Annotated in this window: 5 protein-coding genes; 4 read left to right on the top strand and 1 reads right to left on the bottom strand. The window is 68.2% G+C overall.

Annotation, left to right across the window (positions count from 1 at the left end):
• The coding region (locus RJ03_RS10765; protein ID WP_036500862.1) for an alpha/beta hydrolase at positions 1-851 on the top strand (851 nt) is incomplete at its 5' end.
• Positions 852-887: 36 nt separating this feature from the next.
• Here RJ03_RS10765 and RJ03_RS10760 read toward each other — a convergent pair.
• Positions 888-1,514, bottom strand: coding sequence for a YdcF family protein (locus RJ03_RS10760; RefSeq protein WP_051024546.1), 627 nt, complete (start codon positions 1,512-1,514; stop codon positions 888-890).
• Positions 1,515-1,886: 372 nt separating this feature from the next.
• On the opposite strand from RJ03_RS10760, the gene RJ03_RS10755 reads away from it, so the two are divergent.
• The 3 genes from RJ03_RS10755 to RJ03_RS10745 all read left to right on the top strand — a co-directional run.
• Entirely contained in the window at positions 1,887-3,113 is a 1,227-nt protein-coding gene (locus tag RJ03_RS10755; RefSeq protein ID WP_036500856.1) for an esterase/lipase family protein, read from the top strand.
• A 228-nt stretch (positions 3,114-3,341) separates the two neighbouring features.
• Positions 3,342-4,364, top strand: coding sequence for an alpha/beta hydrolase (locus tag RJ03_RS10750; protein WP_083870737.1), 1,023 nt, complete (start codon positions 3,342-3,344; stop codon positions 4,362-4,364).
• 176 nt (positions 4,365-4,540) lie between these two features.
• Positions 4,541-5,694: ABC1 kinase family protein (locus RJ03_RS10745; protein WP_036500854.1), on the top strand; the 1,154-nt coding region annotated here is incomplete at its 3' end.

The following is a 5,694-nucleotide window of genomic DNA, read 5'->3' as shown; positions in this document are numbered from 1 at the left end:
CCGCGATGCATCGGGTGGTGCCCATCGATGTACTGCACGGCGGCGGTAGCGAACCCCGGCCCACCCTCTATCTTCTCGACGGCGTCGAGGGTGCGGCGACCTCGGGGTGGCTCACCGACGGCGAGGCCGCACGCTTCTTCGCAGGCAAACCGGTGGACGTGGTGCTACCCGGCGACGGCGTCGGCAGTATGTACGCCGACTGGGACCACTACGACCAGAACCTCGGCCTCAACCGGTGGGAGACCTTCCTCGTCGACGAACTGCCGCCGATCGTGGAGAAATATCTGCATTCCGACGGACGCCGGGCGATCGCCGGAGTGTCGATGGGCGCGCAGGCGGCGATGATGCTGGCCCAGCGTCACCCGGGCTTCTATCGCGCGGTCGCGGGTATCAGCGGCTGCTATTCGACCGCCGACGAGGTTGGCCAGGCCGTCACTCGCATCACCGTGGCCTCACGCGGCGGGAACCCCGAAAACCTCTGGGGCCCACCGAATTCGCCGGAATGGGCGGCGCACGACAGCTATCTGGGCGCCGATACCCTGCGCGGTACGCCGATCTATCTGTCGGCGGCCACCGGCCTGCCGAGCCCACCGGATCTGACCGCGATCGCCACCGCGCACGACGTCGCCGGTGCGCTGCGGTCCGCGGGCGGAGGCATCGCGTTGGAGGCGGGAGCGCGCACGTGCACCGAACGGTTCGCCGCGCGGCTCGCTCAGCTGAACATCCCGGCCACCGTGCGCTACATCCCCGCGGGGACGCATTCCTGGCCGGATTTCACCGCGGCGCTGCCGTCGGCGTGGGACGCGCTGGCCGCCGGACTCGGTATAGCGCGAACCTGGGGCCCGCGCTAGAAGGCCGGCGGCTCCGGATTCACCGCTGCTCCGGATTCACTGCTGCGGCCCGAACGCCTCCAGCACCACCGGCGGCAGATCCTGCGGGCTGACCGTGCCCACCACCGCCACCCCCGCGTCGACGAAATCGGCTACGGCACGGGGCATATGGTCGGCCGACGTGACGACCACCGCATCGCCGGCACCCAGGGCGTGCATCATTTCCGCGGAGTTGACGGCGTTTTCGACGGTATCGCTGGCGCGTGACTCGATGTGGATCCGCTCCGGGGCGATGCCCTGGCCGACGAGCCAGCCGGCCATGGCGTCGGCTTCGGTGGTGCCACCGCGGGGATTCCCGCCGGTGACGATGATCGGCGAGGCCGGCGACACCATCGCCTGTACGAGCGCCGCCTGCAGCCGGGCGACGAGTTCGGGTCTCATCCCGCCGTCGGGCAGCAATCCGTAACCGAGCACCACGATGGCGGTGGTCGGCCCGTGCGGGGCGGGCAGCGGCGGCAGCGGATCACCGACGGCGCGCAGCTGTTCGATAACGCCGGCCGCATCGGTGAGCGGATCGGCGGCGGCGGTGGGGAAGGCGGCCGCGGTGAGTGCGCCGACGGCCAGTGCGGCGGCGGCGAGGAAGCGAAAACCTCTGGGCCGCAGGGTAGTACGAAAGCCGGGCATCAGGACTCCAGACGACGTGGGGCCGTGCCACGTACTCACGTGGACCGGACCGGGCGGACAACTCCAGTGAGAATCCGATATCTGTTCGTGATTGCGTCGTAATTGGTTGTATCGCTGGATATTTCACGGCACGGCCGACATTGCTGCTGTGACTGCGCCGATATCGGGAAAAGCCTGACGCCACCGGGCAATTCGCCCGGCTGTGCAACTTCACTGCGGTCGGTCCGGCGCCTCGTGAGATTCCGAAGAGACTGCCTTTGTCCGTATCGGCGGCTCGTCAGCGACTTTAGCGTCTGAGTTCAGTTTCGGCCGCGCGGCTCGCTGTCGCGCATCGCAACAAAGAACGCCGATGTTCTGACGAAAGGTTCACCCATGAGACCAAACACCCGCCGCAGGTCGCTGAGCGCCGCGGTCGTCGTGGGGGTTTCGCTGTTGACAATGGGCTTCGCGGGGATCGGCGCCGACGCCGAGCCGGCGGTGGCGTCGAACGATCAGCAGCAGGAGCAGCGACTGGTCGACTTCATCGACCAGGGACTGAAGAATCCCGCCGCTCACCCGATCGCCGATTCCGGCAGCTCCGGCACCGGTTCGGCCTGCACCTCGGGCAGTGGCGCGGGATCCGGCAACGGGTCGGGCGACTGCTACGGCGGTTCCGGGTCGAGCTCGGGCTCGTCGGGTGGAACCTCCAGCGACACCATCGGCTACGGCCCGGCGCAGAGCTCGTTCCTGGCCGCCTTCGGATACGGCCTGCTGCATCCGGACGTGGCCCCGCCGGGGACCAACGACTGGAATTGCAAACCCACCGCGGCGCATCCGGAGCCGGTGGTGCTGGTGCACGGCACGTGGGAGAACGCCTACGACAACTTCTCCTTCGTCAGCCAGCCGATCAAGGACGCCGGCTACTGCGTATTCACCTTCAATTACGGAAAATCCAATCTGATTCAGGGCGGCGGCCTGGGATCGGTACTGCCGGGCGCGAACGGCACCGGCTTGATTCAGGATTCGTCCAAGCAGCTGGCGCAATTCGTGGACCGCGTGCTGGCGGCGACCGGGTCGCAGAAGGTGAATCTGGTCGGCCATTCCCAGGGTGGCGCGATGTCGCGGTGGTATCTGAAGTTCGACGGTGGTGCGGCGAAGGTGCATCACATGATGACCTTCGGCGCCACCAACCACGGCACCACCCTCGACGGCATCGGCGCATTGGGCCGGGCCATCAACAACTTCGGCATCGACGTGCTCGGACTGGTGGAGATCTTCGTCGGCCACTCCGGCATCCAGCAGACGGTCGGATCGGATTTCGTCAACCAGCTCAATGCCGGTGGTGACACGATGCCGGGTGTGGACTACACGGTGGTCGGCACCCGCTACGACGAGGTGACCACGCCGTACGATCTGACCTTCCTGCAGCCCGGGCCCGGTGCGACGGTCAAGAACGTCACCCTGCAGGACGGCTGCGAACAGGATCTGTCGGATCACCTGACGATGATGTATTCGCCGCGGGTGCTCTCGATCATCCTCAACACTCTCGATTCGGCTCAGACTCCCGCGCTGACCTGCAGCTTCAACCCGTGGCTGCTGGGCGGTGGCGGCAAGCTCTGAGTCGTCCGACCTGCCCGCCGGAACGCGGAAACCCTGAATTCCCATCGTGTTCCGGCGGGCCGCACGCCGCCGTGGGGTCCGGCGCGGACCGAGGTACGCCGGCTTCGTATCCGCGCACAGGAGTGCACACACCCACGGTGGTGGTCCCGCCGGGCGATGTCCTCACACAGCATCGCCCGGCGGGCCTCGTCGTCTCCGCGGCGATCGTTCTGTCACGAAGGAGTTCTCATGTTCGGAAAGGTGCTGCGCGGCAGCATCATTCCCGTCGTTCTGATGATGGCGGGCGCGGTGCTGGGGGCCGCGCCCGCCGGTGCGCAACCCGATCCGGTCGCCGCGGACGGGTCGGCGGTCACCGGTAGCTGGCGGCTCGATCCGCGGACCGAGCAGTTGCGGGTGCATTCGGCGGCGATGAACACCGACATCATGGTGAAGGTGCAGACACCGGCCGACGACCAGTCGCCGGCGCCGGTGCTGTATCTGCTCAACGGCGGTGGGGGAGGCCAGGATTCGGCCACCTGGGAGCGCAACACCGATGTCGCGGGTTTCCTGTCGGCCAAGCAGACCTATGTGGTGCAGCCGGTCGGGGGCCGCTGGAGCTACTACACCGATTGGCGCGCGCCGGACCCGAAACTCGGTGTGTACAAATGGAAGACGTTCCTCACCGCGGAACTGCCGCCGCTGATCGACGGGCGCTACCGCACCACCGGCGCCAACGCGCTGGCCGGGTTGTCGACGTCGGGGACCTCGGTGCTGCAGTTGCCGATCGCGGCCCCGGGACTGTATCGGTCGGTGGCCGCGTATTCCGGATGTGCGCAGATCAGTGATCCGATCGGCCGCGAATTCGTCAAAATGGCGGTGCAGACGTGGGGCGGCGGCGACGTGGAGAACATGTACGGCCCCGACGACGACCCGATGTGGGCGGCCAACGACCCGTACGTGCACGCCGACGGCCTGCGGGGACTGAATCTGTTCATCTCCACCGGCACCGGTGTACCCGGCATGTACGACGTGTACGGCGGTGACCACATGCAGCCCGGGCCGCGCGGATATCTCGATCAGCTCGTGATCGGCGGGGTGATCGAGGCCGCGGTGAACTGGTGCACGCACAATATGTCGACTCGCCTGGGGGAGCTGGGAATCCCGGCCACCTTCGACTTCGAACCGACGGGCACGCATTCGTGGGGCTACTGGCAGGACGCGCTGAAACGCTCGTGGCCGGTCCTCGCCGCAGGTCTGGGCATCGCGCCGTGAACCGGCTCGTCACGCGGTGAAGGCGACGCCGTCGGCGGGCCGGTCCGCGCGTGGGGCACGCCACACCGGCCGGTACGGTGGCTCGGCAGTCGTAGACTGTGCACGAACCACATGACGAGGGGACGGTCGCAACGAATGATTCGGGCAGGTGAGTGGGTGACCAGCGGAGTCCTGCGGTGACGGCGGCGGCCACCGAGACCGCCTCCGGACCGGGCGCGGGGGAGACTCCACCGCAGCCGGTACCGGCGCTGGAGAAATTCGGATTCGCGGAGTTCCGTCGTACCGCCGCGATCGGCACGACGATCGGCAGCCGGGTGACGCGCCGTGTGCTGCGCCAAGGTCTGCGCCCGGCGAAGCGGCGACGGGCGATGGCCGAGGGGACGGTCGACGGCTTCGAGGCGCTGGGCCCGATGTTCGTCAAGCTCGGGCAGCTCATCGCGTCGTCGCCGGCCTCGTTTCCGGACGAACTCGCCGACGCGTGCCTGCGCTGTCTCGACGACGTCCCGCCGTTTCCGGCCACCGACGCGCGCGCGGTGATAGAGGCCGACCTCGGCGCCCCGATCGACCGACTGTTCCGGGAATTCGACGACGAACCGCTCTCGGCCGCCTCGGTGGCTCAGGTGCACGCCTGCGTCCTCGCCGACGGCCGCCCGGCGGTGCTGAAGGTGCAGCGTCCCGATATCGCCCGGCGCATGATCGTCGATCTGCGCGCCGCGTACCGGCTGGCCGGCACCCTGACCAAACGTTCGGAGAACGCCCGCATCGCCAACGCCGAGGGTGTCGTCCGCGATCTGTACGACACCACCGTCGCCGAGCTGGACTTCCGCAACGAGGCCCGCAATCAGGCACAGGCGAGGGTCGATCTCGCCGCCTTCGGCGACAACACCGGTGTCGTCGTCCCCGAGGTGTACTGGGAGTACTGCGGACCGCGCGTGCTGTGCATGGAGCGGATGCGCGGGATGCCGCTCGACCGCTTCGACGATATCCGCGCCGCCCACCCCGATCCCGAGCTGCTGATCCGCCGGCTGGTCAAGGCATGGGTGGAAAGTGTTGTGGTGCACGGTCTTTTCCACGGCGACGTGCATGCCGGAAACCTCTGGCTGCTCGACGACGGCCGGGCCGCCATGCTCGATTTCGGCATCGTCGGCACCATGACGCCGCAGTGGCGGGCGTTCGTGCGCGCGCTGTTCCACGCCAGCGCCATCGACGGTGATTTCCGGCCGGTCGCGCGGGCACTGCGGGAACTGGATCTGCTCGACGGCGACGACGGTGACGACGCCACCATCGGCCGGCAGCTGGCGACGGCGCTCGCGCCGGTGCTGTCGGGCAA

The organism is Nocardia aobensis NBRC 100429 (assembly GCF_000308375.1).
In the GTDB taxonomy this organism is placed as follows: Bacteria; Actinomycetota; Actinomycetes; order Mycobacteriales; family Mycobacteriaceae; genus Nocardia; species Nocardia aobensis.
The sequence above is the reverse complement of the archived record's forward strand: the minus strand, read 5'-3'. Positions and strand labels throughout refer to the sequence as shown.

What these genes read in the sequence shown, in the direction of transcription:
- RJ03_RS10760 (WP_051024546.1), bottom strand. Translation starts at nt 1,514, where the DNA reads ATGCCCGGCTTTCGTACTACCCTGCGGCCCAGAGGTTTTCGCTTCCTC.
- RJ03_RS10755 (WP_036500856.1), top strand. Translation starts at nt 1,887, where the DNA reads ATGAGACCAAACACCCGCCGCAGGTCGCTGAGCGCCGCGGTCGTCGTG.
- RJ03_RS10750 (WP_083870737.1), top strand. Translation starts at nt 3,342, where the DNA reads ATGTTCGGAAAGGTGCTGCGCGGCAGCATCATTCCCGTCGTTCTGATG.